The following is a 25,379-nucleotide window of genomic DNA, read 5'->3' as shown; positions in this document are numbered from 1 at the left end:
GGCCGACACAAGGGTGGTGCGATGCGGACGGCGGTCGAACTCCTGATCTGGTGGGGGGTGTTGCTGTTGCTGAACACCGTGCTGGTCAGCTCGGTGGCACCCCTGGAGGTGGCGGTCGGCGGCGGCATCGCCGCCCTCGGCGCGGTCGGCGCCGTCGCCGTCCGGCACGCCTCGGGGGCGACCGCGGGCGGGCCGGCACGGCTGGCCCGGGCGCTCTGGGCGTTCCCCTGGACGCTGCTGGCCGACACCGGCCGGCTCGCTCTCGCCGTGCTCTCGCCGCGGCACCGGCGGGGCGGGTTCCGGAGCGTCCGGCTCGCTCCCGGCGCTGGACCGGCCTGGGCCGCGGCGCTGCTGTCCGCGACGCCCGGCGCGTACGTCGTGGACGTGGGCGTGGACGTCGTGGACACCGAGAAAGGCGAGAGGGGTGAGGCCGGCAGCCTGACCGTGCACGCGCTCGGCGGTGAAGTCTCCGCGCTGGAGCGGGCGTTGACCGGAGACGCCCGGTGAACGCCTGGCTGCTGGCGGCAGCTCTCCTCGCCGTCGGCGGGATCGGCCCCTGCCTCTCGCTCGGGCTGCTCGGCACACCGCAGCAGCGGCTGGCCGCGCTCAACCTCGCCGCGACGGTGACGTCCGTCGTCCTGCTGCTGCTCGCCCAGGGGTTCAGCCGCACCTCGTACACCGACCTGGCGCTGGACCTCGCCGTGCTCGCGCCCGCCGGGACACTGGTGTTCACCCGCTTCCTGGCCGGGAGGCAGCGGTGACGGGCCGCCACGGCGTCTCGCTGGTCTTGCTGTGCGCGGGCACCGCCGCCCTGCTGCTCTCCGCCCTCGCCCTCATCGTGCTGCCGGGCCCGTACCTGCGGCTGCACGCCCTCTCCCCCGCCGCCGCCCTGGGTGCGCCGCTGGTCGCCCTCGCCCTCGCGGTGGACACCGGCCCGGGCCGGGCGGCCGCCAAGCTGCTGGTGATCGGCCTGATGCTGTCGGTCGGCGGCACCGTCACCACGATGGCCGTCGCCCGGACGACCGTCCTCGCCGAGCAGGAGGCCAAGCGGTGAACAACGCCCTGATCGTGATCACGTTGCTGCTCACCGCCGTCACCGCGACCGCCGCCGCGCTCACCCGCGACCCGGTCCGGCAGGCCGCCGTCCTCGCCCTGCTCGGGCTCTGCCTCGCGCTGCTGTTCACCGTCCTCCAAGCCCCGGACGTCGCGCTCTCCCAGCTCGGTGTGGGCAGCGCCATCACCCCGCTGCTGATCCTGCTGACCGTCCGCCGGGTGCGCCGCGGGGAACACCCCGACGACCGTCCGGACCGCACCGAGTGAGCCGCACCGCCCGACTGCGACTCTTCCTGACCGCCGCCGCCGTCCTCGCCGCCGCCCTGACCGCCGCCGCGACCGAGCTGCCAGGCTTCGGCGGTGTCCGACACCCGTACGGTGAGCGGGCGGTGGCGGCTGGACTGGCCCAGCGCACGGCCAACATCGTCTCCTCGGTCAACTTCGACCAGCGGGCCTTCGACACCCTGGGCGAGGAGTCGATCCTGTTCGGCTCGGTGCTCGGCGCGGGCATACTGCTGCGTCTCGCCCGGGACGAGCGCAAGCGCCGGGCAGCCGCCGAACCCGTCCTGCCCAGCACCCGGCTGTTCGGGGCCACCCTGCTTCCGGTCACCCTGCTGACCGGCGGATACCTCGTCGCCCACGGCCAGTTGAGCCCCGGCGGCGGCTTCCAGGGCGGCGTCGTACTGGCCACCGCGCTGCACCTCGCCTACGTCGCCGCCGACTACCTGGTGCTCAAGCGGGTCCGCCCGCTGGCCGTGCTGGACGTGGCGGACGCGCTGGCCGCCGGGGCCTTCGCCGCGCTCGGTCTGATCGGCCTGGCGAAGGGTGTCGGCTACCTCACCAACACCCTGCCGCTCGGGACCTTCAACCAGCTCTCCTCCGGCGGGCTGGTGGCCGTGGTGAACGCCGTCGTCGGCGTGGAGGTCGGCTCGGGCGTGGTCGTGCTGCTGGCGCACTTCCTGGACCAGGCGGTGGAGGTCGCCCCTCGGACCTCGAGGAGGGGCCTGTGAGCGAGCGGAGCGAGCGAACCATGAAGAGGGCTGCAGAAGGGATGGTCCTCTCATGAGCGTCTTCCCCTATCTGGTCGCCGGGTGGATCCTGCTCGCAGGGCTGTACGGCCTCGTCACCAGCCGCAACCTGGTGCAGGCGGTCGGCTGCCTGGCCGTCGCGCAGTCCTCGACGTACGTGCTTCTGCTCGCGGTCGGTTACCGCCGGGGCGCCACCGCCCCCGTCTTCTCCGACCTGCCGACCGACGCCCCGGTGGTGGACCCGGTGGTCCAGGCGCTGGCGCTGACCGACATCGTGGTCGGCGCGACGGTCACCGCGCTGCTGCTGGCCCTGGTGATCCAACTGCGCAAGCGGCACGGCACGGTGGATCCGGAGGAACTGACCGGGCTGCGGGGGTGACAGGCCTGAACGTCTCCGACCTGCTGCCGCTGGCGGTCGCCATCCCGCTGCTGGGCGCAGCCGTCCTCGCCGTGGCCGGCCGGTGGCTGCCGCGCCTGGGCCGCGACGTACTCGCCACGGTCTGGGCCGCCGCCGACGTCGTTTGCCTGGCGCTGCTGTGGGCCCGGACGAACCCGGACGGCCGGGAGGTGTCCTGGCTCGGGGGCTGGAGCCCGCGCGGCGGCCACAGCGTCGGCATCGTCCTGGTCGCCGACCGCCTCGGCAGCGGCCTCGCCCTGCTCGCCGCCGTCCTGGTGCTGGCCGTGATCTGCTACGCCTGGCGGTACTTCGACGAACCCTCCGGCGAGCACGGCGGGATGTTCCCCGCCCTGCTGCTGCTCTTCGAGGCCGGGATGTGCGGCTTCGCGCTCACCGGCGACCTCTTCGACGCCTTCGTGTTCTTCGAGCTGATGGGCGCCGTCGCCTACGCGCTGACCGGCTACCGGATCGAGGACCCGCGCCCGCTGCACGGCGCCCTCGCCTTCGGCCTGGTCAACTCGGCCGCCGCCTACCTCTCCTTGCTCGGCATCGGCCTGCTCTACGCCCGCACCGGGGAGCTCGGCCTGGCGCAGATCGGGGCCGCCCTGGACGAACGGGCTGCGGCGGGGCACGGCCGGGACTCCCTGGTCGTCGTCGCGTTCGTCCTGGTCCTGGCCGGCCCGCTGGTGAAGGCCGCGACGGCGCCCTTCCACTTCTGGCTGCCGGACGCCCACGCGGTGGCGCCGAGCCCGGTGTGCATGCTGCTGTCCGGGGTGATGGTCGAACTCGGCGTCTACGGCGTCGCGAGGATCCACCGGGTGGTCTTCGCCGGCGCCGGCGGGCTGCCGGAGGCCGTCGTCCGGGACACGCTGCTCGCCGCCGGTGTGCTGACCGCTCTGGTCGGCTCCGTCATGTGCTGGCAGCAGCGGCACCTGAAGCGGATGCTGGCCTTCTCCACGGTCGGGCACGTCGGCCTGTTCCTGGTCGGCGCGGCGCTGCTGACCCCGGCCGGACTGGCCGGAGCAGCGGTGTACGTGGCCGGCCATGCAGGCGCCAAGGCCGCCCTGTTCGGCCTCACCGGCGTCCTGCTCGACCGCTACGGCTCCGTGGACGAACACGGTCTGCACGGCCGGGCCCGCGAACTCAAGCTGTCCGGCGCGTTGTTCGTCCTCGGTGGCCTTGCCCTGGCCGGGCTACCACCGTTCGGCACCGGACTCGGCAAGGCCATCACCGAGGAGGCCGCCGGACGAGAACTCGGCTGGCTGCCGGCCGTGTTCGTCCTCGTGTCCGCACTCACCGGCGGTGCGGTGCTGCGCGCGGGCCTGCGGGTTTTCGGCGGCGTCGGCGCCCCGCCCTCCGAACACCCGGAGGTGGCCGCGACCACCGGCGAGGGCGAGGAGCCCGAGATCCGTCTCCCCGGCCGCCGACTGCCCCCGCCGATGCTCGTCGTGCCGGGGCTGCTGCTGGCCGGCTGCCTGGCCGTCGGCATCCTGCCCGATGTCGGACGGGCGCTCGCAGCGGGAGCGTCGGCCTTCGCCGACCGCGCCGGCTACCTCGCCGATGTCCTCGGACAGCCGGGAGCACCCGTCGCTTCCGCCCCCGACGCGTCGTGGACCGCCTCCGGGATCGCCCTTGGCCTGCTGTCCGCCCTGCTGGCCGTCGGCTTCGCCACCGTCGCCGTCCGCCGCACCCCCGGGCGCGGCACCGGCGGGCTGTACCGGGCGGCTGTCCTGCCGCTGCGCCGCCTCCACTCCGGGCTGCTCGGCGACTACGTGGCGTGGCTGGCCGTGGGACTGGCCGCGCTGCTGGTGGCGGTGGCAGCGCAGCTGTGAGCTCATCCGTTTCCGGTCCGCCCGCCCGGGTGGTCGCACGAGGCCGGACGGGAGTCCGGCCGACCCCGAGGAGGCGGCCCGTGCGCCTGAACGGCACCGGACCGGTCCGGCGTCCCGTACCGCTCGGCAGCCGCCGGCCCCGGGTGGCCCCTCCACGGCCCGCCCCGTCGCGTTCCGGGACCAGGTCCCGTCCGGGCCGCGGACCGCCGCCGGATACGCCTGGCGACTGGCCCTGCTCGGCGTGGCCGCGTATCTGGTCGTCACCGTGCTCCACCCGGCTCGAACTGCCGGTCATCGCGGCCCGGCGCGCAGTGCCTCGGGCGGCTGCCGAACCAGGTCGCCGGGCAGCTGCGCCCGGTCGACGTTGCTGTCCAGAACGGCTTGTGCCCCCCGCGCCACGTCGCGGTCCTGCCGCAGCACGCTGCTGACCAGGCCGCACTCTACGGTCCGCAGCAACATGGTCCGCAGCAACGCGGTGTCGCCGATCCGGTGAACACCGGCCGTCGCACCCGCCTCGTCCGGCCGGCGGCCGACCGCACGCCGGTGGACCACCTCGTCGGTCGGCTCGGCGGTGAGGACCAGCACACCGGCCTCTGCCCGTTGCACGAGGGGAGCCGGGAGGAGCAAGGTCCGCAACTCGCGATACGCCTGCGGCTCGGGCGTGCCCCAGCCGAGCCGGGGGTGGCCGCGCGGGCGGGCCGGGGGCACGTCACGCCCGAAGGGCGTCGAGGCGGCGGCGGGCGGGGTTGAGGGAGCGGCCCCGGCGCGGAGCGTCCCGCCAGGGGTCGTCCTTGAGGAGCCCGTCGACAGTGGCGAGGGTCCAGCGCTGCGCGGTGAGGTCCGGGTCGTCCACATCGGCCCAGGCCACCGGCGCTGCGACGGCGGCGCCCGGCCGGGCCCGTACGGCGTAGGGCGTGACGGCGGTCTGCGCGTAGGCGTTGCGCTGGACGTCCAGGTAGAGCCGGCCTCTGCGGGCCTGCTTCCTGGTTTCGGTGGTGAGCCGGTCGGGGTGGCGGGCGACCAGGAGATCGGCCAGGTCGCGGGCGAAGGCGCGGACGTCGTCGAAGGCGGCGCGGCGGTCCAGGGGCACGAGGACGTGTAGGCCACGGGATCCGGTGGTCATGACGGTGGACGGCAGCCGGAGCTCGTCGAGGAGTTCGTGGAGCAGGCGGGCGGCCTCGCGGACCGGGGCGAAGTCCTCGCCGGGAGGGTCCAGGTCGAAGACCAGCCGGTCGGGATGGTCCGGCTCGTCGGCGCGGGAGAGGAACCGGTGCGGGGTGATGCACGCCTGGTCGGCCAGGTAGAGCAGGGTGGCGGTGTCGTCGCAGACGGTGTACGTCACCGTGCCGTCCTCCTTGGGCAGTTCGGCCCGGTGGATCCAGTCCGGGAAGTGGTCGGGGACGTCCTTCTGCATGAAGCCGTGGTCGTCGATGCCGTCCGGGTGGCGCTCCAGCATCAGCGGACGGCCGCGCAGCTGCGGAAGCATCCGGCGGGCGACGGCCCGGTAGTAGTCGGCCAGTTCGGCCTTGGTGATGCCGTCCTCGGGGAACAGCACCTTGTCGGGGCGGCTGAGTTCGACGGTCCGGCCGCCGACGCGCAGTTTCCTGGTGGTCATCGTTCCTCCCCGGAGGGCTGCTCGCGGATCACCTCGCGGGCGGGCTTGTCGTCGCGCAGCCCGAGGTAGCGGGGATGGCGCAGCCTGCCCGCGCGGGTCCATTCGGTGAAGCCGATCTGGGCGACCAGTTCGGGGCGCACCCAGTGGGCGGCGCGTTCGCGCACCTCGTCGGCGAACGGCGAACGGCGCCGTTCGAGCCCGTCGAGCCGCTCGCGCAGGCGGCGCAGGGTGGCGGTGTCGTAGCCGGTGCCGACCTTTCCGGCGTAGCGGAGACGGCCGTTCGAGCCGTCCTGGTGATAGCCGAGCAGCAGGGCGCCGAAGCCGACGCGGCTGCCGGCGGGTTCGGTGAAGCCGCCGATCACGAGCTCCTGGCCGGCGTCGCACTTGAGTTTCAGCCGGTCGCCGGAGCGGTGGTGGCGGTAGAGCCAGCCGTCGTCGAAGTCCCGACGGTCGGTGAGCACGGCGAGCATGGGAGTGCCGGGCGAGGCCGGGGCCCGGCGGAGCAGGCGCTGCCCCCGGTCCGGCGGGCGGTCGAGGAGGACCGTCATGACGCTCCGCCGCCCGTCTCGGCGACCTGCCTCAGGGTGTGCCCGGTGCGCGCCGAGCGTGCCCGGTGTGGGTCGGGAGTGCCGTCGGTGGAGGCGCTGCGGTCCGCGTGTTTGACCAGGAGCCAGGCCTCCCGGCCGTCCGAACGCTTCGTGTGGATGCGGGTGAGGGAGTAGCCGCCGTGGAGCTTGTGCCCGTAGAGGCGAAAGGAGGCATGTCCACGCTCCAGTGCGTCAGCGAGCGGCAGGTCGTGGCCGGCGCGGTCGGTGGAGAGGTTGCGGTAGGTGCCCTCGTCCCAGACGATCACGGTGCCCGCGCCGTACTCGCCCTCGGCGATGACGCCCTCGAACTCGCGGTACTCCAGCGGGTGGTCCTCGGTGGGCATGGCGAGGCGCTTGTCGTGCGGGTCACGGGACGGGCCCTTGGGGACGGCCCAGGACCTGAGGACGCCGTCGACCTCCAGGCGGACGTCGAAGTGCATCGCCGTCGCATCGTGGATCTGCACGACGAACGAGGGCCGCGTACCGGGATCGGTCCGGCTTCCCTCGGGCTCGGCGGTCTTCGAGAAGTCCCGCCGCCTGTGGTACTCGGCAAGGGCGCTCTTCATGGCGTGCTCCTTCGACCGGCCGTCCGCACGCCTGCCACGGCCCGGGCGAGGGCCAGCAGCAGGCGCTCGATCTGCGGGATCAGCGGCGGCGCCGCCACGGCGACGGCGATCGACAGGGCGACGCCTGCCCACGCCACCGGGCCGAGCGGGGTGCACCCGAAGAACCGGCTGACACCCGGCGTCTGGATGACGGCCGCGAGCGCGGCGGCGGAGCCCAGGACGGTCGCGAGGACCAGGGGGCTGCGGCGCCGCCCGGTCAGGGTCTGGGCCAGCTGGGCGCCGACGACGCCGCACAGGGCCATGGTGCTGGTGCGCCGGGCGGAGCCGGGGGTGGCGGTGGCGATGAGCCAGGCGGTGGTCGCGCCGATGGCGGTCACCAGGCCCCGGTGCCGGATCTGGCGGGCCAGCGGCGCGTCGAGGGCCGCGGTGCCCGCGCGCGGGGCGCTCTCCCCGGCCGACTGATCGTCCCGTGGCGTGACGGCGACGGCCATCGCCGGGAACATGTCGGTGAGCAGGTTGACGAGCAGGATCTGCCGGGTGGACATCGGGGCGCGTCCCGGCAGCAGGGTGCCGAGCAGGGAGAAACCGATCTCGCCGGCGTTGCCGCCGATCAGGATGGTGATCGCGTCCGCCACGCTGCGCCACAGCGCGCGGCCCTCGTCGACGGCGTCGGTCAGGACGGTCAGCTCGTCGTCGGTGATCACCAGGTCCGCGGCGTTGCGGGCCGCCGCCGAGCCGCGGGCGGCGATGCCGATCCCGATGTCGGCGGAGCGGATGGCGGCGGCGTCGTTGGCCCCGTCCCCCACCATCGCCACGACCCGTCCGGCCTCCCGCAGCGCCTCGACGACCAGCACCTTCTGCTTCGAGACCGTTCAGCAGGAGGAGGTCCGCGCCCCACACCACCGCACTGTCGTCGTCGGTGACCGCGACCGCGAGGTCGCTGCGCAGCAATCCGGCGAGCAATTCCCGGGCACCATCCGTCAACTCGGAATCACCGACGGCCGGAACGCGCGCCACCGTCAGCACCACCCGTCCGCCGCGCTGGAGTTGACGCACAACATCGATCAACGGCTGCTCCGCACCAACCAGTTGATCGGCGAGAGCGCCGAAGTCGCCGAGCGTACCGTCGTCGGCAACCACGACGTGCAGCCCAGCGTGACGGGCTGCGTCCAGCGCGGCCTCGGCGAGCGGGGCGATCTCCCGGCCGACCAGGACGGTGCCCGCGGAATCGCCCTCGCGCCCAGGGCGGTCGCGAGACCCACCGCGTCGCAGCCGAGGGCGATCGCCTGTGTACGCACGCTGCCGGTCCGACCGGGGTGCGCGGTTTCCAGGACCTCCTCGTCCACCCGCTCCAGGCGCTGATCGGCGGCGAGTTCGGTGGCGCGCTCCACCACGCGTTCGGTGACGGCGTCCTGGGTCAGCTGCACCACCAGCCGGGCGAGCCCGCCGTCCCAGTAGGCGGCGACCACGTCCGGCCGCTTGGCCAGCCCCAGCGCCACCTTCCGCGCCGCTGCCTCCGGGTTCCGCGCTTTGCCGGCGGCGGTGCCCGGGCGCGGGCGCAGCGGCAGCTGGATCCGGGAGCCGGCCTGCCAGTAGCCGCGGCCCGCCTCAGCCGCGTTACGGGTCACCCGCCCCACGCGGCGCGCTGTGGCAGCGGCTGCGGTGGCGGTGTGCGCGGTTGTACGGACGCTGGCCCCGGCGGCCCCGACCGCCACCCGGGCGGCGGCACGGGCCGTGGGAACCGTCGAGCGCGCAACGGCCACCGACACGGCCAAGGCCAGTCCGAGACCGGCCGCCGGCAGCCTGGCCAGGGTGCGCAGGGGGACCATGGCTCACCCTCGGGCGGCCGCGTCACGCGGCCTTCCGCTTCGGAGACTTGGCGGAGGCCGTCGTACCGCGTCTGCTCGACGTCTTGCGACTCGTACCGGCGCTCGGGTTGCCGGCCGGCTTACGCCGCGCGGCCTTCGGCGCCCGCGTCGGAGCCGCGGTGCGCGGCGGTCGCGACTGGGTCAGCCACACGGCCGCCGCGCCGGCCGCCACCACCGGCCAGTCGACCGCCCCCAGCGCACCGAGCAACCCGGCGCCGGTGTAGGCGGCGATACGGCGCGCCCGTGGCGACACGAGTCCGACGGTGTCGAGCACACCTCCGACCATTCCGCCGACGGTCTCGACACCCGGAACGCGGCGCACGGCGGACGCGACCGTGTCGACCGGCCGAAGCAACAACGCCGTACCCGGCGAAGAGGCGGATGATCCGGCTGAGGTGGATGTGTGCTCGTTCATGGTCGTTTCCGATCAGCGCTCGAACGCACTGGCCGGCCCCGGAGGTCTACCGGCGTGTTTGTCCTACCAGCGTCTACCCACCGGCACCCGGATAAACAGGCGGATCCCACACCGTCCGCTGGATCTGGCCCGGGCCGGGCAGGCGCGTGTCGGGCTCCGCCGGGGCCTCGGAGGAGTTGCGGGAGGTGAGTTCGCGGTGCTCGGCAACGGCGTCGTCGGCGTCGGCGTCGGCGTCGGCGTCGGCGTCGGCGTCGGGAAGACGATGGTGGAGTTGTGCTCCGCGGCGACCTCGCCCAGGACCTGGAGGTTGCGCGGCCAGAGGGCGAGCGGGTGGGCGGTGGTTGTTCTGGGGCAGGTTGGAGCCACTAACCTGCCCAGCTTTTCGACGCTTTGGTTCCGGTCGGGCCCTGGTGGGCGGGGGTTCGAGGGGTTTGTCGGACGGGTTCGGGGCGGGGCCCCGTGGACGGTGCCGAACAGGTCCGTCCACCCCGTCGGCCACAGCAGGGCCGTCGGCTGGCCGAGGCATGGCGGGCTCCCGGCCCAACCGCAACGGTGACGTGCTCCGGCCATTTGTGCCAACGCGTCGCTCCAGCGGCTCGCACGGACGGCTGTCGGCAGCTCCGTCCCCGGTGCGGCCGGGCATACCACCCGGTCCTCGTCCGTGCTCCGCGTTTGCCCGACCCTGCCGCGGCTACACGCACCGATGAGGAGAAGGCGGCGATCACGATGACGAGGCAGGACACCCGCCGCGAGGCGGTGCCCCGTAGCGGCCGACGAGAGTCGCCCGAGGAGCGGGCGGACCGGCGTTGGAGCGACCTGCTCCAGGAAGTACGGGTCGCCCAGACCGGCTCCCAGATCCTCTTCGGCTTCCTGCTGAGCGTGGTCTTCATGCCCCGCTTCGCCGGCCTCGGCTCCTTCGACCGGAACCTGTACGTGGCCACGGTCGTCCTCGGGGCCCTCTCCACCGGCGCGCTGACCGCCCCGGTCGCCTACCACCGGGTGTTCTCCGGGCACCGCCTCAAGCCCCAGCTGGTGGACGCCGCAGCGCGGTTGGTGGCGACCGGCCTGGTCCTGCTGGCGTTGACCATCGGCTCCGCCCTGCTCCTCCTGCTGCGGGTGGCGACAGGATCGACGCTCTCCGGCTGGATCACCGGGGCCGTCATGCTGTGGTTCGCGTCCTGCTGGCTTCTGCTGCCGGTCCTGCATCTACACCAGCACCGCGGCAAGTGCACCCGGACGCCGGACGGCTCCGATCCGGGCCCCCGCCCGTGACGTCTCCGGGCCCCCGCCCGTGACGTCTCGGCCGCGCCCTGTTGGCAAGACGCTGTCATGAGGATCCGCACACGTCCGAGGCCCGCACCATGGTCAACACCGGCGCCACCGCCGGCGTCGGCCGCGCCTGCTCCGGGCCTTCGCCGCCGGGGGTCTCGTGCTGATCGTCCGCGGGCCGGGCTGTGCTCCGCGCCGGTCGAGACCGACGCGGCCGGATCGCCGGTCCGCACTCTCCTGGCGGACGTCGCCGACCCGAAGACCTGCGCCGACCCGAAGACCTGCAAGGTAGCCGCCACCCGCGCCGAGGCGGAGCGAGGTTCCCCCGAGGTGGGGGAACCTCAACTGTCCGCGTCCGCACGGATGGTGTCAACGCGGGCCTGCGTGGGCCAGCCGGTCAGTAGTAGTGGCGGCGCCCGCCGACCGCGTGCCCGAGGGCGCCCGCGACCCACAGGACGAGACCGATGACGACGAGGACGAAGCCTATGGTCCACAGGATCGAGATCCCGGTGACGAAGCCAACGATGAGCAAGATGACGCCGAGGACGATCACGGTGTCCTCCAAATTGTTGACGGTACCGTTGTCACAAGGGCCAGCCCAGACGATCCGGTGGCCGGAAGCCGAAGCCGGGGCCGTCCGTCCTTCCAGGATTCGCGTGTACCGCCATACGGGCAAGCCAAACCCTCGGGCCTGCCGCGAATCGCTGTCCGCCGCATCGGCTCCCACGCAAAGGGCCCGGCCCGGCCCCGGTGTGGATCGCGGGCGGGTGCACGCCGCCGTGCGGCCGAGGACGGGCACGCGGGCGAGCGGGCCCGACGTTCGTCCTCGGTCGGCCCGCCCCGGACGCCGTGCGGCTCCCCGCCGAACCCGGTGCCGCGCCTCATCGACGGTGGCGACCGCTGTGGCGGATGCCCGGTGCGGGGAGGAACAGGCAGGTGAGTTCCCCGGGGAACTTCGCACCGACCCGCGCGACGATGTGGTCCGCCACGTCGGCCAGACGGAGAAGACCGTTCACGAGCGGCTGGCCGGACACCTGAGCGACTCGACGGACTACGCGATGTGGATGTGGCTGCGGATCCTCGAAATGAACGGCCTCACGCCAATTGCCACGGTGGTCAAGCGGATTCCCCGCGAGGATCTGCTCGCCGCCGAGCAAGCGGAGATCGCCTTCGACGGGCGGCTGCACCCCGACGCCGACTGGTCCGAACCGGTGAAAACCACCGACACACATTAAAGTCAGAACACGAACTTAACGATACTCCGAGCAAATCCCAACAAATCAGAGACAGTACCGGCCAGCATGATCAAACTAGGCTACGCGGCATTTCAGCAGGACCTCTCCATCTACCGCGGCTACGGCGTGCTCGACTTCAACAAGTGCATTCGCAACGCCAGCACGCTGCTCGCGTGGGGTCCCCAGGACGTGAATGCCCGGGTCAGCAGCACGGACAGCTACGCCGTGTCGCCCCATGGCTGCCCTGTCTGGAGCAGCTGAGCCCCTCTTTCAAACGTCGTCTCATCTCGCTGTGTAGCACCTCACCCGCAGACAAGGAGCAGTCATGTCCGAGATCAGTCAGTCCCAGTTGCACCGAGAGGCCGTGGAGATCGCGCTGTGGCAGACACCTTCCCCCAAGCCGGACGCCGCCACGATGCCCGAGCGCTTGCCATCTGGGAGCAACGACCAGGCGGTGGGCAACAATGCGGTAGGAGACGGCAGCTCGCTGCCCGACCTGGGGCCTCTGTCGAGCTTCAGCACGTGGGAGTCCGTCGCCAGCACCATCGTGCACAAGGCCGAGAGCATCAGCAACTTCAACCCGGGGAGCGCGGATTTCGATCCGGTCGCTTGGAACAACTTCCTCCAGAAGTTCTCCACGATTCCGTTCTTCCTGATGTACCAATTCGACAACCGCAGTGCGTCCATCTCCTCGCTCTCCCTGGAGAAGGGCGTCGATGCGGTGTCGGACCTGATCCAGAACTTCATGACGCCGCAGAACTTCGAAGGCATCGTGACGACCATCAAGAAGATCGCCACGCTGGCGCTCCAGAACAAGGGGCAGACGCAGAAGGATAACAACCAGCAGGTCGGGGTCCTGTCGCGCAATGCCGGCCAGCTCTACCTCGGAGCCGTCCGGACCGGGGTGACGATGGAGTACAAGTCGGGCAAGGGGTACGAGCAACTGCAGCAGACCCTCGACATCTACCGCGGCTACGGCGTGCTCGACTTCGACAAGTGCAAGCGCAACGCCAGCACACTGCTCGCGTGGGATAGCCAGGACGTGACTCAGTGGGAGGGCGGGACGGCCAGCGCGAAGCTGCCGCCCAACCAGAGCCCCGCCTGGAACCAGTAAGTCGGTTCAAGGCCTTTCTGCAATCCACCGGACTCCCGGGGCAGGTCCCATGTTCTCCGAAGAAGCGCTGCCTCCCGAGGGAGCGACGGCCTCGACCTTCACCCAGGTCCTTGCCGAGAACCTCGGCCACTCGGACAGTGGCTATACCTTCATCCAAGAGGACGGGCGCGAGCACTTCGTGAGCTGGTCGGAGCTGTCGCGTGAGGCCCTGCGCCGGGGGCGCCAGCTGCTCCAGAGCGGCTGGCGCAAGGGAGAGCGCATCGCGCTCATCGTCCCCGAGGAGCAGGAGTTCGTCCTCACCTTCCTGGGCGCGGTCTCGGTGGGCGTCATCCCGGTCCCCATGTACCCGCCCATGAGCTTCAGCAAGTTCGAGACGTACTGCGAGGACGCCGCCGACATCCTCCGCGCGGCGGGAGCCCGCGCGCTCTTGATGCCCCGGAGCCTGGCGGACCTGCTGGACCCGCTCCTCCAGGCGGTCGAGGGCCTGCAGGCCGTCGTCTCGGAGGAGTTCTTCGCCGAGCCCCTGGTGGGAAGTGCGCCCCAGTCCGAGGCGATCCTCCCGGAGGACGTGATGTTCTTGCAGTTCACCTCGGGGAGCACGGCGGCCCCCAAGGGAGTGCGGGTCACGCACGCCAGCGTGCTCGCCAACTGCGCGGCCATCATCAGCGCCCTTCGCCTCGAGCGCGGGCGAGACCGTGGCGTGAGCTGGTTGCCCATGTACCACGACATGGGGCTGGTCGGTTTCGTGCTGGCGCCGCTGATCGCGCGCTGCCCGGTGAGCTTCCTCCCGACGCTGCGCTTCGCGCTCTCACCGAGGCTCTGGCTGGAAACGGTGAGCCGCCACCGCGCGACCGTGACCTTCGCGCCCAACTTCGGCCTGGCGTTGGCCGTCAAGCACACCTCGGCGGAGGAGTTCCAGCGGCTGGACCTGTCCTGCTTGAGGATCGTGGGCTGCGGCGCCGAGCCCAACCACCCGGAGACGCTGCGCTCCTTCGCGGCGCACTTCGCGGCGGCGGGGCTGCGTCCGGGGGCAGTGGTGCCGTGTTATGGCATGGCGGAGGCGACGCTCGCGATCTCGTTCAGCGAGATCGGAGTTCCGCTCGCCCTGGATGTCATCCAGAAGGAGCCCTACCACGCGAGCGGCCTCGCGCGGCCCGCCTCGGAGGCGGAGGTCCCCGGGTCGCAGGTGGCGTTCGTGCCCTGCGGACGCCCCATCGCGGGTCACCGAATCCTCATCGTGGACGATAAGGGGAACCCGCTCCCGGAGCGGCACATCGGCGAGGTGGTCTTCCAGGGGCCGAGCGTGGCTGCGGGCTACCACGGTGACGCGGAGGCGACCCGACGGAGCTTCACGGCTCACGGCCTGCGTACGGGGGATTGTGGATACCTGGCGGAAGGCATCCTCTACGTGACGAGCCGCAAGAAGGACCTGCTGATCATCAATGGGCGCAATCACGACCCCCAGACGGTGGAGTGGGCCGCGGCCGAGGTGCCCGGCCTGCGCAAGGGCAACGTCGTGGCCTTCACCCGGCCAGGCCGGGCTACCGAGGAGGTGGTGATCGTCGCCGAGCTCCGCAGCGGAGACGCCGCCACGGTGGCGCGGCAGGTCCGCGGCCACATCCAGACGAAGCTGTCCCTGCCCGTGGCGGAGATCCTCCTGCTGGTGCCGGGGGAACTGCCCAAGACCTCCAGCGGCAAGGTGAAGCGGAGCAAGACACGGCAGCAATATCTCGAGGGACGGTGGAGCGCTCTCCAGGCGAGCTGAACACCATCCGTACACCCCAAATGAGGAGCAGCCATGAACACCCATCTGCCCCCCCAAGAGCGAGAGCAGCTGTACTCCCTGATCCGCGAGAAGTTGGACCTCAGCGACGCGGAGTGTCCCGAGGAGATCAAGAACACCACCATGGTGAGAGAGCTGCCAGGGGTTGACTCCATGAAGCTCCTCCGCCTGCTGGGCGCGGTCGAGCTGGGCTTCCAGGTCAACCTGGGCTTCAAGGCCATCCCCCAGGTGCAGACAGTGCAGGACATCGAGCGGTTGATCTGCGAGTCGCGCGAGCAGTACGCCGCGCGCGCATCCTGAGTGCCGGAGGACGACCGTGAGCACTCTGATTCAAGAGCAGTTGCGGCGGGAAGCGTTGGAGATTGCCATGTGGGCGGAGGGCCGGCAGGCGCCCCCACGGGAGGTGCTGGCGAAGCTCGGGCTGCTGGGCCCCGACGGCAGCGAGCTCGACGACAGCAACCAGGAGACAGGGGTTGGCAATGCCTATGGCGGGGACAGCAGTGGGCTGCCCAGCCTGGGGCCGCTGGCGTCCTTCGGCTCATGGCAGTCCGTGGCCGCCACCATCCTGCGCAAGACCGAGGACTCCGCCGGCTTCGATCAGTCATCCACGGTTTTCGATCTCATTCGGTGGATCATCTTCGGGCTCCAGTTCGAAACGATGCCGTTCCTCACCAACATCACTGGTGACAGCCGCGGTGTGTCCATCTCGTCCCTCTCCCTGTCGCCAGCCATCTCGGCGGTGACCGAGCTGGTCGGAGAGCTGGTGACGTCGGACACGCTCACCGGCGTCATCAACTCCCTCAAGAAGATCGGCCAGCTGGCGGTCCAGAACGAGGGGCAGCAGGAGAAGGACAGCAATGTGCAGCAGGGGGTCCTGACCGTGGTGAATGGGGATCTGCGCCTCGGGCTGCTCCGGACCACGGTGCAAATGGAGTACAAGACAGGCAAGGGGTACCAGCAGCTCAGTCAGCAGATCACCGTCAGCCGCCTCTTCGGGAGCCTCGACTACGACAAGTGCATCCGGAACGCCGAGACACTGCTGGATTGGGACGGACAGGACGTGAATGGCTGGGTGAATGGCGCCTCCAGCTCTCCCTACCCCCCCAACACCAGCCCCGCCTGGGGCAGCTGAGTCGCTCTGGCGTCAGACCTGGGGGCGGTGGCCAACCGGAGTCACTCCGAGTCGGAACTCATCGAGACCCACAACGCTCGCGGTGTCTTGGGGACCGGTCAGGGGACCCTCGGCAACTTCTCGGGCACGGCGGTGCAGGGGGGTGCTTTCGGAGGACACGGACATCCGCTTCTCCAGCAGGGGCGCTCCCTCCCGCCAGGATCTCCCGCCGCAGCCCATCGCCCACAGCGTGATTGTGGTGCCGATCGGGCCGGCGAACGTGGCCACGGCGGTACTTCGTCGCGGGGCTGGGAACCGGGTCACTGATGCGGCGCTGCCGAGCTCTTCGCGGGCCTGGGTGAGCTCCAGATCGAGTTCGCAGATGATTCGCCGCAGGGCGGCGGAGATCTCGCGCTCCTTGCCGAGTGCCTCCTTCAGCTCGGTGAGCTTGCCCTTGAGTTCGGTGTTCTCGTCGGTAACTTTCTGGATGGCCGTTGGGGTGGAGCTCTGTGCCAGGACGCGGGCCTGGAACTCTTCCACGAGGTCCTTGTGGTCGCGGTAGACCGCGTCGCGGCGAAGCTGAGCCTCGGCCAGCAACTCGGTGGCGGTGAGCTTCCCGGAGGTCGAGCGAAGCGGTGTTCCGGCCAGCAGGCGATCGGCGGCAGCCCGCAAGGCCGCCCGCTCGGCTTCGAGGTCGCGGGGGCGTCGAGTGGTCATGAAGCTTCCTCCGGGTCAATGCAGTTTTGCCGAAGTATCCGCCAAATACCGTGATACGGCCCGATCCCGGGGATGGCCCGGGGCGCGACGACTTCAGCACAGCATCGACGCAAGGCCGCCTCAGACCGCTGTTTCCACCGACAACCTTCCCAAGTAGTAACCGACTTGACACCTATTCGAGCAGGCGCACCGGCCCGCCCGGCCGGGCCGGTGCGAAACTCATGACCTACGCAGACAAAGGCGTTGCGGGGCAACGGGGTTGAACCGAAAGCGGCCACTCGCAAGGGTGATGTCGGAAAGCTGCCAGCCTCCGGCCGGGAGACCTGCTGAACTGGCCGGGCACCGAAGGGCCCTTCACAGGATGGAATTCATGGCCTCGACGACTACCGCCACTACGCACCCCGGCGGAACCGGCCTGCCGGCTCGCTCACCCGTGATCGAGTGGCTGGCCGTGCTATCGGTAATGCTGGGGATTTTCTCGATCGTCACGACCGAGATCCTGCCGATCGGCCTGCTGACTTCGATTGGTTCCAGCTTCACCATCTCCGATGGGATGGCCGGGCTGATGATGACCATGCCTGGATTCCTGGCGGCAATCTCGGCGCCACTGGTCACGGTGGCGACCGCGCGCGTCGACCGCCGATTGATGCTGTGCATGTTCATGCTCCTGCTGGCCCTGGCGAACGGCCTGGCCGCGGCGGCGCCGGACTACTGGCTGGTCCTGGTGTCGCGTGTCATGGTGGGCATCACCATCGGCGGCTTCTGGTCGATCGGAGCCGGGCTCGCCGACCGCCTGGTGCCGGCGGAGAAGGTCGGCCGGGCCGTCTCGGTGATCTTCTCGGCCGTCCCGCTGGGGTCCGTGCTCGGGGTCCCGGTCGGCACGTTCATCGGCGACGTGGCGGGCTGGCGGATCGCGTTCGTCGTCATGGGCGTCCTGACCGTCGGCGTGCTCGTCATGCTGCTGCTGGTCGTGCCGCCGCTGCCGCCGACCGGGACCACCCGGTTGAGCGTGCTGGGCGGCATGTTCCGCAGCGTGAACACCCGCTTCGCCCTGCTGCTGACCTTCCTCATCGTGCTGGCCCACTTCGGCGCCTACACCTACGTGACCCCGTTCCTCGAACAGGTCACGCACGCGAGCTCCACGCTGATCACCGTCTTCCTGCTGGTCTACGGAGCCGCGGGGATCGCCGGCAACTTCCTCGGCAGCTCCCTGGTCGCCCGGCGCCCCCGCGTCGGCTTCGGCGCCGCGGCCGCCCTGCTCGCCTGCGCCACGCTGCTGCTGCCCGTCCTGGGCGGCTCGTACGCCGGCGCGGTGGCCCTGCTGATCGTCTGGGGCATCGCCTACGGGGCGGTCCCCGTGTCGTCCCAGACCTGGTTCGCCAAGGCCGCCCCGCACGCACCCGAGGCGGCCTCGGTCCTGTTCACCGCCTCCTTCCAGGCGACGATCTCGCTCGGCGCGCTGGTCGGGGGGAGCATCGTGGACCGCACCTCCCCGTCCGCGGTCATGACCCTCGGCGGCATCACGGCCGCCCTCATGGTCGTGGCCGTGGCGGTCCACTTCGCCCGCGGCCTCACCTGGCCGAGCGGCGAGCGCTCCTGAGCGCTCGCAGACCCGGTTCTTCCTGCCCTTCCCCGAGGCGCCCGGGATCCCATCCGCTATGAGATCCCGGCGCCCTCGCCGCGGCCAGCGGGGCCGCACCCTGGCGCCACCACATTGCAGAGAGGACAACACGCATGTGCGGAATCGTCGGCTGGGTGGACTTCGAGCGTGACCTGACACTCGCGCGCACCACGATGGAGGCCATGACCGCCCCTACGGCGTCACCGTCGACGACGGCGCCGGCCTGCCGGTCACCCTCACCGGCGGCAGCGCCGGCCCGATCCAGGCCACCGCCGTCCTGAACAGCTGGTTCGGCACCATCACCTGCACCTACCAGCTCAGCGGCGCCTTCACCGGCACCGCCGACAACACCGCCCACAACCTGACCTTCACCAACGAGCAACTTCGCCAAGAGCGGCGGCTCCGGCCTCTGCCCCGCGGACGGGTACTTCTCCGCAAGCTACGGCCCGGTCGCCGACACCACCCAGGCCGGCGGCCCGGCGGTCTACGTCAACTGACCGCGAAGATTTGTGGTGGCTTCTCCGCCGGGTCCGACTCACCAACTGACCGACGCCGACCGGCTGGTCCTTCGCGGGATTCGTCGGCCCGGACCGGGAGGCCGCCGCACGCGACCGGACGGGCGCTTCCTGGGCTTCCACGCACCCGATCGCGAACAGACCAGCGTGAACAGACCGGGGCACAGTCGGACCGATCCGGGCGGGATGGGACGATACCTGCCATGTCTAGCAAGTCTCCATCGGTCCGGGGCCCCGAGGCCCTACCGGAGCCGCTCCGCCGCCTGCTGCTCGAACTGGGCGACGCCCTCCTGGGCGGCGGCCTTCCCGTCCACGACGTCGAGGAGGAGCTCCACCGTCTGGGAGCGGCGATGGGGGCTCCCGATGTGCGGGTCGCCGCCCTGACCAACGGCCTGTTCGTGGCCCTGGACGCGGACGAGGCCACCCGGTTCCAGCCGGTCGGTGCCGCGCTCCGGTTCGAGCAGACGGCGGACGTCCTCCACCTGGTGCACCGGCTGCGCGCGGGCGAGGTCGACGGGCACCAGGCGCTCGCCGAGCTGGAGCGGATCCGCCGGGCCCGGGCCCGCTGGCCCGCCTGGGTGGCGGACCTCGGGGCGCTGCCGGTCGGGGTGGGCGTCTGCGTCTTCCTCCAGCCGGTGACGGCGAACGTGCTGGCAGCCGGGGCCGGCTCGCTGATCGTGGCCGGGCTGACCATGCTGGCCCGCCGCCTGCCCCGGCTGCGGCCGCTGCTGCCCGTCACGGCCGGGTTCCTGGTCGCGCTGCTGGTCCTCTCGCTCGCCCAGGCCTCGCTGCTGGACGGTCCGCTGCGCACCATCGTGGCCACCCTGGCGATCCTGCTGCCGGGCGGACTGCTGGTCACCGGTCTGTCGGAGATCGCGGCGGGCGCCGCCAGTGCCGGGACGGCCCGGCTGGTGTCCGGCGCGGTGCAGCTGGCGCTCTTCCTCGCCGGGGTGGCCGCCGCCACGACGGCGATCGGCATGCCCGCCTCCGCCCTCGCCAACATCCAGGTGGCCAAGCCGAGTTGGTGGGTGATCGGGCTGGGCCTGGCGCTCGCGGTGGCCGGCGTGGTGGTCAACGTCAACACCCCGCCGTCGGCCATCCCGTGGATCGTCGCGGTGATCGCGGTCAGCGTCACCGTCCAGGTGGTGGTGGGCTCGGTCCACGGCGCGGCGATCGGCGGCCTGGCCGGCGCGGTCAGCGCCGCCGTCGCCGCGACCGTCGTGCACTGGCTGCCGGGCGGCCCGCTCTGGCAGGTGCTCTACCTGCCCGCGTTCTGGATCGTGGTGCCGGGCTCCTTCGGTCTGCTGAACACCGCACAGATCGAGGTCGGCAACGGGGCGCAGTCGGTGTTGGCCGCCGTGTCGGCGGTGTTCGGGGTGTCGATCGGCACCCTGATCGGCTCGGTGATCAGCCGGATCCCGCGCCCCTCCCTCGCTGTGGCGCAGCTGCGGGCCTGAGGATCACCGGGTCGACTCGCCCATCGGCTCTAGCCCCAGGCCTCGGTCGCGTCCGTGAACAGACCGACGGCCAGCACGAGTTCGACGGCCCGCTCGAACGCGTGGGTCTCCAGGACGAGCAGAGCGACCACGGGGACTCTCAGGGGGAGCGGGGAGAGGGCGTCCGACCATTCTCCGGAGTTCCCCGAGCCGGGGCGGAAGCCGCGCCGGTGGTCGTCCGGCAGCTCTACCGCAGCCGGTCCATCGGCGCACCGGTGGACCGCCGGACGGCGAGCAGCGCGGTGTCGTCGGTCCGACGGCCGCCGGTGTGCCGTACGACGGCGGAGGCGACGTCCTCCACCAGGCGTTCGGGCTCGGCGGCCCCGGGCAGGCCGGCCAGGCGTTCCAGGTGCGCGCGGAGGCCGAAGAACGCGCCCTGTCGGTCGCGGGCCTCGGTGACCCCGTCGGAGACGATCAGTACGGTTTCGTCCGCCCCCAGGCGCAGGCGCCGGACCTCCGGGAGCCCGCCGGCCAGTTGAGCGAGGCCGATCGGCGCGCCGCTTCCCGCCGGCAACTGCCGTACGCCGGCCGGACCCAGGACGTGGGGGCCGTCGTGGCCGAAGTTGACCATCCGGATCTCGCCCGGCGCGTCATCGGGGAACCAGACGATGACCGCCGTGACGAACCGTTCCTCCTGCCCGCCCAGCCGGGCCGACAGCCAGTTCTGCCGCAGCAGCCGTTCTTCGAGCCGGAGGGCGACGGTCGCCAGGTCCTCCTCCTGGAAGGCGGCCTCCCGGAAGCAGCCGACCAGGGCGGCCGCCGTGGAGACGGCCGGCAGTCCCTTGCCCTGGACATCGCCGAGGATGACCCTGGCGCCGTAGGGGGTGGCCACGACGTCGTAGAAGTCTCCGCCCACCCGGGCCTCGATGTCCGCCGCCAGGTAGCGGGCCGCCGAGTCCACTCCGCCCCAGCCAGGCGGCACCGGGCGCAGCACCACCTGTCGGGTGGTCTCGGCGGCGCCCTGCAGATGCCGGACGTACGCGGCCGCCCGGGCACGGTAGACGCTGACCGGCACCGCGAGGACGGCCCCGGCGATCACCAGCAGGAAGTCCTCGATCCCCTGGGACTTGGCCCAGATGCTGTCCAGCGCCGGGTAGGCGGCGATCGAGAGGCAGGAGAAGACCGCGGTGAGCAGCGGGCCGCAGAGCCCGGCGGCGACCACGGGGACCAGCACCAGCCAGCTGACGGAAGCGAAGGAATGCGGCGTGAGCCCGTCCACGACCACGACCATCACCAGCAGCGCCGCGGGCGCCAGCCAGGAATGGTGGCCGTACTGGATCACCAGCGGCAGCTGCTGCGTCTCCGCGGACCGCTCCCGCAACCGGCCCCTCCACTCATCCGCTGATCCGGCGTTCCGTTTGTTGCGACGGACCGTTGTCGTGACGGTCCGTGCGGCCTCCCGCGAGCCGCCCCGGTCCCCGCCGGGCGCGCGGCTCCGGGGCGTGGAGGTCGCGCCCAACGTTAAAGGGGGCGAAACCGGCCGGAGGGCGCGCAACGGCCTCGCGCCCTCGGCCGTCGCACGTTCGGCCCAGTCGCGGGGCCCGGACCGCCGAGCCGGATCACCGGGCCCGGAGCACTGGGCCCCGATCACCGGGCGGACGTCAGCGGTCGACCAGCGAGGTGGCCAGCTCCCTCAGCCCGTCGGCGAGCCGCTGCCCCTCGCCCTGTTCCATCAGCCGCAGGACCGCGTCGCTCTGCAGGGAGCCGAGCAGGAGGTGGGCGAGCAGCTCGGCGTCCAGGTCCGGGCGCTGTTCGGCGATCAGCGCGCTCAGGTGGCCGTGCCAGGAGCGGTAGACCGGGTGGTCGCCGGGCGGGTCCTGGTCGGGCGCCTTCGGGGTGGTGGCGGCGGCGTGGCCGAGCGCGGCGAGCAGGCTCTTGTTGCGGGCGACCACCGCGACCACGGCGTCCAGGAAGACGAGCATGCGCTCGCGGGGCGGGGCGCCGGGGCCGAGCGGCGGCGGCCCGTCACGCAGGGCCTCGTCCAGGCCGAGCGCCCGCTCCTTCATCAGCGCGAGCATCAGGCCCATCCGGCTGCCGAAGCGGTGGAAGACCGTCCCCTTCCCGACCCCGGCGGCGGCCGCGACCTGTTCCATCGAGATCTGCTCGGGCCGGTGGCCGGCGAGGAGTTCCTCGGTGGCGCGCAGGATCGCGCGCCGGTTCCGGATCGCGTCGGCGCGTTCGCGTCGGCCCTCGGCCATGGGCTGCCCGTCCCTGTTCGTCTCGTACCCGTGGACAACTGGACCAGCGGTCCAGTACGGTCGCCAATAAGCTGACCGCTGGTCCAGTTTATCCCGGGCCGGCCCCATCCAGGGAGGGCACCATGCGACGAGTCCGGTACCACCAGTACGGCGGCCCCGAGGTCCTGACGACCGAGGAGGCCGACGTCCCGACCCCGGGGCAGGGCCAGGTCCTGCTGCGCACGGAGGCGATCGGGGCGAACTTCGTGGACACCAGGTTCCGGCGCGGGGCGCCCGCCGGATCGATCTTCCACCGGCCGCTGCCGGGCATCCTGACCGGCGATGTCGTCGGGACCGTCGAGGCGGTCGGCCCCGGCGTGGCCGAGGACCTGCTCGGGCGACGGGTCGGGGCGCTCGCCGAGGACGCCTTCGCCGAGTTCGTGCTCGCCGAGGACGCCTGGCTGGCCCCGGTGCCGGACGGGCTCGACCTCGGCGCGGCCAGCATGCTGCCGATGGGCGCGCCGGTGGCGCTCGGGGCTCTGCGCACCGGTCGGCTGGCCGCCGGCGAGACCGTGCTGGTGCACGCCGGCGCCGGCGGGATCGGTCACCTGGCCGTCCAGTCGGCCAAGCTGCTCGGCGCCGCAACGGTGATCGCCACCGCCGGTTCGAAGGCCAAGCTCGACTTCGTCCGGGAGCTCGGCGCGGACGTCGCCGTCGACTACACCGACGCCGACTGGCCCGAGCAGGTGCGCGCGGCCGCGCCACAGGGCGTGGACCTCGTCCTCGACTCGGTCGGCGGCGCGGTCCTGCACCGCAGCCTGGAGGTGCTCGCCCCGCTCGGCCGGGTCGTCGTGTACGGCGCCGCCGACGGCGAACCGGGCAGCGTGCCGGTCATGCCGCTGTTCGGCCTCCGCACAGTGGTGGGCTTCTCCCTGATCGCCTGGCGCACGGCCCGGCCGGACCTCGCCCGCCGGGACATCGAGGAGTCCGCCGAGCACTTCGCGTCCGGACGGCTGCGCACCGCCGTGCACGCCCGCCTCCCGCTCGCCGAGGCGGCCACCGCCCACCTGCTGCTGGAGGAGCGCTCCCACCTCGGGCGCATCCTCCTGCTGCCGTGAACCGGGCGGCGCCGGGCCTGCCGTGAACCGGGCGGGGCCGGGGCTACGCTGGCCCCGCACCGGAACCGAGGTCGACGAGGCCTTCGCCGGACGGGGCCTGGCCGGGCAGCTCGGCCAGGAGGCGCTGACCGACGTCCGCGCCGCCGGGAAGCGGATCGTGCCGGTCTGCCCGTACGTGGCCACGTTCCTCGCCAAGCACGACGAGTTCGCCGACCTCACCGACCCGGTCGCCCCGGAGGTCACGGACTGGCTGCGCACCCGACTGCGCTGACTGACGGCAAACCGCGGTCGGCGGTCACCAGGGCCCGGCGGTCACCGGCCGGCGGGTTCCGCCGTGAGCGCGCCGAGGAGGCTGAGCGCCTCCTCGGCGCGGCTCCCGGGCGCGGCCGTGTAGACCACCAGCAGGTGCTGGGCGGCGCCGGGGGCGCGGAAGCTCTCGTAGTCGAGGGCGATCTCCCCGACGGCCGGGTGGTGGAAGCGCTTGGGGCCGTGGCTCTTCTCGTGCACCTCGCGGCCGGCCCACAGGGTGCGGAACTCCGCGCTGCCGAGCGAGAGTTCACCGATCAGGCGGACGAGTTCGGGGTCGTGCGGCCGCCGACCGGCGGCCATCCGCAGGATGCCGACGGTGGTGCGGGCGGCCTCCGCCCAGTCGAGGTGGACCTCGGGCGCGTTCGGGTCGAGGAAGATCCTGCGGGCCATGTTCCGCTCGCGCGGCGGGAGTCGGGGGAAGTCCGCGATCAGCGCGGCCGCCAGCCGGTTCCAGGCCAGCACGTCGTTACGGTCGTTCATGACCAGGGCGGGGGTGGCCGCCATCGCCTCGACCACCCGCCGCAGCGCCGGGCGCAGTTCCTGCGGCCGCCCCGGCGCCGGCCGCCCCGCCGCCGAGCGGCGCGGCGGGCGGGCCAGGTCGTACAGGTGGGCGCGCTCGGCGGGGCCGAGCCGCAGCGCCCGGCCGATCGCGTCCAGCACCTCGTCGGAGGGCCGGTCGGCGCGGCCCTGCTCCAGGCGCACGTAGTAGTCGGTGCTGAGGCCGACCAGTTCAGCGACCTCCTCTCGCCGCAGCCCCGGCACCCGGCGGCGCCCGGTCGGCGGCAGCCCGGCCTCCTCCGGGGTGAGCAGGGCCCGGCGGGTGCGCAGGTACTCGCCAAGGCTGCCGGCGAGCGGGTTCGGGTCGGCCATGCGCTCCAGTATGGCGGCGCGGTACGGGGCTGCGGGGGCCTGAGGGTGGCCCTGTCGGATCCAGGGAACGAAACTCCCTTCATCCGCCGTCACCGCCCGCGGACCATCGGCGCATGACCACTTCTCCGCCCCTCCTGACCACTGCGGACCTCGGCCGGGGCCGCTACTGGGCCACCGTCGGCGCGGTCGGCTGCGCCAGCGCGATGCTGCCGTTCTCGGTGACCGGCGCCGCCGTCGCACTGCCCGGCATGGCCGCGCAGCTGGGCGCCTCGACCGACGCCGCCCAGTGGATGCTGAACGCCTTCAACATCGCCTTCGCCGCCCTGCCGCTGGCCGCCGGCGGCCTCGCCGACCGCCTCGGCCGACGCCGGGTGCTGCTGGCCGGGATCGCGCTGGTCGGGGCGCTGTCCCTGCTGGTCGCGCTCGCGCCGTCGATGGCGGTGGTCGACGCGGCCCGCGCGGTGCAGGGGTGCGGGGCCGCGGCCGTCCTGGCGGCGGGCGCGGCGGTGCTGGCCGACTCGACCTCAGGACGACGCCGGCAGCTGGCCTTCGGGGTGCTGGGCACTCACCCACCGGGCGCTGCGGGAGCCGGCCGGGCCTTCGCGCGCCTAGGCGTGTCTCTTGCGTCCTTGAGCTCCTGGCACGCATCCCGGTTCAACGCCCGCCGGTGGCACCCGGGTGCA

At 72.3% G+C, this 25,379-nt stretch carries 27 protein-coding genes and 4 pseudogenes; 19 read left to right on the top strand and 12 right to left on the bottom strand.

The features are described from left to right. Positions 1–21: 21 nt before the first annotated feature. The 7 genes from ACZ3UD_RS14215 to ACZ3UD_RS14185 are packed head-to-tail and all read left to right on the top strand — an operon-like array spanning position 22 to position 4,310. Positions 22–507 carry a hypothetical protein gene (locus ACZ3UD_RS14215; protein ID WP_465586138.1) on the top strand — a complete coding sequence of 162 codons (486 nt, stop codon included), beginning with the start codon at positions 22–24 and terminating at the stop codon, positions 505–507. Beyond that, a complete protein-coding gene (locus ACZ3UD_RS14210) occupies positions 504–761 on the top strand; it encodes a monovalent cation/H+ antiporter complex subunit F (protein WP_465586137.1) in 258 nt (85 codons plus the stop codon). Before ACZ3UD_RS14215 ends, ACZ3UD_RS14210 begins: the two co-directional genes overlap by 4 nt. Further along, positions 758–1,054: a monovalent cation/H(+) antiporter subunit G gene (locus ACZ3UD_RS14205; protein WP_465586136.1), complete on the top strand. Its 297-nt coding sequence runs from the start codon at positions 758–760 to the stop codon at positions 1,052–1,054. The genes ACZ3UD_RS14210 and ACZ3UD_RS14205 overlap by 4 nt, the downstream gene beginning before the upstream one ends. Further along, positions 1,051–1,320 carry a Na(+)/H(+) antiporter subunit B gene (locus tag ACZ3UD_RS14200; RefSeq protein WP_465586135.1) on the top strand — a complete coding sequence of 90 codons (270 nt, stop codon included), beginning with the start codon at positions 1,051–1,053 and terminating at the stop codon, positions 1,318–1,320. The genes ACZ3UD_RS14205 and ACZ3UD_RS14200 overlap by 4 nt, the downstream gene beginning before the upstream one ends. Then, entirely contained in the window at positions 1,317–2,063 is a 747-nt protein-coding gene (locus ACZ3UD_RS14195) for an MnhB domain-containing protein (protein WP_465586134.1), read from the top strand. The genes ACZ3UD_RS14200 and ACZ3UD_RS14195 overlap by 4 nt, the downstream gene beginning before the upstream one ends. A 52-nt stretch (positions 2,064–2,115) precedes the next feature. Further along, positions 2,116–2,460, top strand: coding sequence for a sodium:proton antiporter (locus ACZ3UD_RS14190; RefSeq protein WP_465586132.1), 345 nt, complete (start codon positions 2,116–2,118; stop codon positions 2,458–2,460). 5 nt (positions 2,461–2,465) lie between these two features. Then, positions 2,466–4,310: a complex I subunit 5 family protein gene (locus tag ACZ3UD_RS14185; RefSeq protein ID WP_465586325.1), complete on the top strand. Its 1,845-nt coding sequence runs from the start codon at positions 2,466–2,468 to the stop codon at positions 4,308–4,310. A 291-nt stretch (positions 4,311–4,601) separates the two neighbouring features. Here ACZ3UD_RS14185 and ACZ3UD_RS14180 read toward each other — a convergent pair whose 3' ends face one another. The 7 genes and pseudogenes from ACZ3UD_RS14180 to ACZ3UD_RS14150 form a co-directional block, all read right to left on the bottom strand. Further along, complete coding sequence (locus ACZ3UD_RS14180) at positions 4,602–4,916, bottom strand: hypothetical protein (protein ID WP_465586130.1); 315 nt, start codon at positions 4,914–4,916, stop codon at positions 4,602–4,604. Between the two features lie 103 nt (positions 4,917–5,019). After that, positions 5,020–5,925, bottom strand: coding sequence for a non-homologous end-joining DNA ligase (gene ligD / locus ACZ3UD_RS14175; RefSeq protein WP_465586128.1), 906 nt, complete (start codon positions 5,923–5,925; stop codon positions 5,020–5,022). Then, positions 5,922–6,347, bottom strand: a pseudogene (locus tag ACZ3UD_RS14170) (ATP dependent DNA ligase); the annotation flags it as partial. The pseudogene ACZ3UD_RS14170 and the gene ligD, both read right to left, overlap by 4 nt. Before the next feature lie 122 nt (positions 6,348–6,469). Beyond that, complete coding sequence (locus ACZ3UD_RS14165) at positions 6,470–7,078, bottom strand: DNA polymerase ligase N-terminal domain-containing protein (protein ID WP_465586126.1); 609 nt, start codon at positions 7,076–7,078, stop codon at positions 6,470–6,472. Further along, positions 7,075–7,941 (bottom strand): annotated as a pseudogene (locus ACZ3UD_RS14160) (HAD-IC family P-type ATPase); the annotation flags it as partial. The gene ACZ3UD_RS14165 and the pseudogene ACZ3UD_RS14160, both read right to left, overlap by 4 nt. Before the next feature lie 201 nt (positions 7,942–8,142). Further along, complete coding sequence (locus tag ACZ3UD_RS14155) at positions 8,143–8,706, bottom strand: hypothetical protein (protein WP_465586125.1); 564 nt, start codon at positions 8,704–8,706, stop codon at positions 8,143–8,145. A gap of 223 nt (positions 8,707–8,929) precedes the next feature. Then, a complete protein-coding gene (locus ACZ3UD_RS14150) occupies positions 8,930–9,361 on the bottom strand; it encodes a hypothetical protein (RefSeq protein WP_465586123.1) in 432 nt (143 codons plus the stop codon). Positions 9,362–10,087: 726 nt separating this feature from the next. Here ACZ3UD_RS14150 and ACZ3UD_RS14145 point away from each other — a divergent pair. Beyond that, entirely contained in the window at positions 10,088–10,633 is a 546-nt protein-coding gene (locus ACZ3UD_RS14145) for a DUF6328 family protein (RefSeq protein WP_465586122.1), read from the top strand. A 394-nt stretch (positions 10,634–11,027) separates the two neighbouring features. On the opposite strand, the gene ACZ3UD_RS14140 is transcribed toward ACZ3UD_RS14145, so the two are convergent. Beyond that, positions 11,028–11,183 carry a DUF6131 family protein gene (locus ACZ3UD_RS14140; protein ID WP_465586323.1) on the bottom strand — a complete coding sequence of 52 codons (156 nt, stop codon included), beginning with the start codon at positions 11,181–11,183 and terminating at the stop codon, positions 11,028–11,030. A gap of 349 nt (positions 11,184–11,532) precedes the next feature. Here ACZ3UD_RS14140 and ACZ3UD_RS14135 point away from each other — a divergent pair, with 349 nt between their 5' ends. From ACZ3UD_RS14135 to ACZ3UD_RS14110, 6 genes are all read left to right on the top strand, one after another. After that, the gene (locus ACZ3UD_RS14135) at positions 11,533–11,865 is read left to right on the top strand and encodes a hypothetical protein (RefSeq protein WP_465586120.1); all 333 of its coding nucleotides are present in this window, start codon (positions 11,533–11,535) and stop codon (positions 11,863–11,865) included. A 66-nt stretch (positions 11,866–11,931) separates the two neighbouring features. Beyond that, positions 11,932–12,126, top strand: a complete 195-nt coding sequence (locus ACZ3UD_RS14130) for a hypothetical protein (RefSeq protein WP_465586118.1) — start codon at positions 11,932–11,934, stop codon at positions 12,124–12,126. A 64-nt stretch (positions 12,127–12,190) separates the two neighbouring features. Next, the gene (locus ACZ3UD_RS14125; RefSeq protein WP_465586116.1) at positions 12,191–12,979 is read left to right on the top strand and encodes a hypothetical protein; all 789 of its coding nucleotides are present in this window, start codon (positions 12,191–12,193) and stop codon (positions 12,977–12,979) included. Between the two features lie 49 nt (positions 12,980–13,028). Beyond that, on the top strand, positions 13,029–14,744 hold the full coding sequence (locus ACZ3UD_RS14120) for a fatty acyl-AMP ligase (RefSeq protein ID WP_465586114.1): 1,716 nt from the start codon (positions 13,029–13,031) through the stop codon (positions 14,742–14,744). A gap of 33 nt (positions 14,745–14,777) precedes the next feature. Further along, on the top strand, positions 14,778–15,062 hold the full coding sequence (locus ACZ3UD_RS14115; RefSeq protein WP_465586112.1) for an acyl carrier protein: 285 nt from the start codon (positions 14,778–14,780) through the stop codon (positions 15,060–15,062). A gap of 16 nt (positions 15,063–15,078) precedes the next feature. Next, positions 15,079–15,894, top strand: coding sequence for a hypothetical protein (locus ACZ3UD_RS14110; RefSeq protein WP_465586110.1), 816 nt, complete (start codon positions 15,079–15,081; stop codon positions 15,892–15,894). 12 nt (positions 15,895–15,906) lie between these two features. On the opposite strand, the gene ACZ3UD_RS14105 is transcribed toward ACZ3UD_RS14110, so the two are convergent. Then, the gene (locus tag ACZ3UD_RS14105; RefSeq protein ID WP_465586109.1) at positions 15,907–16,590 is read right to left on the bottom strand and encodes a hypothetical protein; all 684 of its coding nucleotides are present in this window, start codon (positions 16,588–16,590) and stop codon (positions 15,907–15,909) included. Positions 16,591–16,960: 370 nt separating this feature from the next. Between ACZ3UD_RS14105 and ACZ3UD_RS14100 the strand changes: the two genes are divergently transcribed. Both ACZ3UD_RS14100 and ACZ3UD_RS14095 read left to right on the top strand, forming a co-directional pair. After that, complete coding sequence (locus ACZ3UD_RS14100) at positions 16,961–18,190, top strand: MFS transporter (protein WP_465586107.1); 1,230 nt, start codon at positions 16,961–16,963, stop codon at positions 18,188–18,190. Between the two features lie 739 nt (positions 18,191–18,929). Then, positions 18,930–20,183 carry a threonine/serine exporter family protein gene (locus tag ACZ3UD_RS14095; protein ID WP_465586105.1) on the top strand — a complete coding sequence of 418 codons (1,254 nt, stop codon included), beginning with the start codon at positions 18,930–18,932 and terminating at the stop codon, positions 20,181–20,183. A gap of 226 nt (positions 20,184–20,409) precedes the next feature. On the opposite strand, the gene ACZ3UD_RS14090 is transcribed toward ACZ3UD_RS14095, so the two are convergent. After that, positions 20,410–21,543, bottom strand: coding sequence for a PP2C family protein-serine/threonine phosphatase (locus tag ACZ3UD_RS14090; protein ID WP_465586103.1), 1,134 nt, complete (start codon positions 21,541–21,543; stop codon positions 20,410–20,412). A gap of 280 nt (positions 21,544–21,823) precedes the next feature. Next, positions 21,824–22,420, bottom strand: coding sequence for a TetR/AcrR family transcriptional regulator (locus ACZ3UD_RS14085; protein ID WP_465586101.1), 597 nt, complete (start codon positions 22,418–22,420; stop codon positions 21,824–21,826). A 122-nt stretch (positions 22,421–22,542) separates the two neighbouring features. Between ACZ3UD_RS14085 and ACZ3UD_RS14080 the strand changes: the two genes are divergently transcribed. Together ACZ3UD_RS14080 and ACZ3UD_RS14075 are read left to right on the top strand one after the other, a co-directional pair. Then, positions 22,543–23,517: a quinone oxidoreductase family protein gene (locus tag ACZ3UD_RS14080; RefSeq protein WP_465586099.1), complete on the top strand. Its 975-nt coding sequence runs from the start codon at positions 22,543–22,545 to the stop codon at positions 23,515–23,517. 64 nt (positions 23,518–23,581) lie between these two features. Further along, a pseudogene (locus ACZ3UD_RS14075) lies at positions 23,582–23,788 on the top strand (GNAT family N-acetyltransferase); the annotation flags it as partial. A gap of 41 nt (positions 23,789–23,829) precedes the next feature. Here ACZ3UD_RS14075 and ACZ3UD_RS14070 read toward each other — a convergent pair. Further along, the gene (locus ACZ3UD_RS14070) at positions 23,830–24,696 is read right to left on the bottom strand and encodes a helix-turn-helix transcriptional regulator (RefSeq protein WP_465586097.1); all 867 of its coding nucleotides are present in this window, start codon (positions 24,694–24,696) and stop codon (positions 23,830–23,832) included. Between the two features lie 113 nt (positions 24,697–24,809). On the opposite strand from ACZ3UD_RS14070, the pseudogene ACZ3UD_RS14065 reads away from it, so the two are divergent. Then, positions 24,810–25,283, top strand: a pseudogene (locus ACZ3UD_RS14065) (MFS transporter); the annotation flags it as partial. Positions 25,284–25,379 lie beyond the last annotated feature (96 nt).

This window comes from Kitasatospora sp. NPDC023118, assembly GCF_055560875.1.
Note: the sequence above shows the minus strand (reverse complement) of the source record. Positions and strands in the feature narration are given on the sequence as shown.

Bases quoted from the DNA above. Each gene is read 5' to 3' on its own strand.
- ligD (WP_465586128.1), bottom strand. From the start codon at position 5,925: ATGACCACCAGGAAACTGCGCGTCGGCGGCCGGACCGTCGAACTCAGC.
- ACZ3UD_RS14165 (WP_465586126.1), bottom strand. From the start codon at position 7,078: ATGAAGAGCGCCCTTGCCGAGTACCACAGGCGGCGGGACTTCTCGAAG.
- ACZ3UD_RS14125 (WP_465586116.1), top strand. From the start codon at position 12,191: ATGTCCGAGATCAGTCAGTCCCAGTTGCACCGAGAGGCCGTGGAGATC.
- ACZ3UD_RS14085 (WP_465586101.1), bottom strand. From the start codon at position 22,420: ATGGCCGAGGGCCGACGCGAACGCGCCGACGCGATCCGGAACCGGCGC.
- ACZ3UD_RS14130 (WP_465586118.1), top strand. From the start codon at position 11,932: ATGATCAAACTAGGCTACGCGGCATTTCAGCAGGACCTCTCCATCTAC.
- ACZ3UD_RS14095 (WP_465586105.1), top strand. From the start codon at position 18,930: ATGTCTAGCAAGTCTCCATCGGTCCGGGGCCCCGAGGCCCTACCGGAG.
- ACZ3UD_RS14215 (WP_465586138.1), top strand. From the start codon at position 22: ATGCGGACGGCGGTCGAACTCCTGATCTGGTGGGGGGTGTTGCTGTTG.
- ACZ3UD_RS14120 (WP_465586114.1), top strand. From the start codon at position 13,029: ATGTTCTCCGAAGAAGCGCTGCCTCCCGAGGGAGCGACGGCCTCGACC.
- ACZ3UD_RS14115 (WP_465586112.1), top strand. From the start codon at position 14,778: ATGAACACCCATCTGCCCCCCCAAGAGCGAGAGCAGCTGTACTCCCTG.
- ACZ3UD_RS14070 (WP_465586097.1), bottom strand. From the start codon at position 24,696: ATGGCCGACCCGAACCCGCTCGCCGGCAGCCTTGGCGAGTACCTGCGC.
- ACZ3UD_RS14145 (WP_465586122.1), top strand. From the start codon at position 10,088: ATGACGAGGCAGGACACCCGCCGCGAGGCGGTGCCCCGTAGCGGCCGA.
- ACZ3UD_RS14100 (WP_465586107.1), top strand. From the start codon at position 16,961: ATGGCCTCGACGACTACCGCCACTACGCACCCCGGCGGAACCGGCCTG.
- ACZ3UD_RS14190 (WP_465586132.1), top strand. From the start codon at position 2,116: ATGAGCGTCTTCCCCTATCTGGTCGCCGGGTGGATCCTGCTCGCAGGG.
- ACZ3UD_RS14080 (WP_465586099.1), top strand. From the start codon at position 22,543: ATGCGACGAGTCCGGTACCACCAGTACGGCGGCCCCGAGGTCCTGACG.
- ACZ3UD_RS14105 (WP_465586109.1), bottom strand. From the start codon at position 16,590: ATGACCACTCGACGCCCCCGCGACCTCGAAGCCGAGCGGGCGGCCTTG.
- ACZ3UD_RS14150 (WP_465586123.1), bottom strand. From the start codon at position 9,361: ATGAACGAGCACACATCCACCTCAGCCGGATCATCCGCCTCTTCGCCG.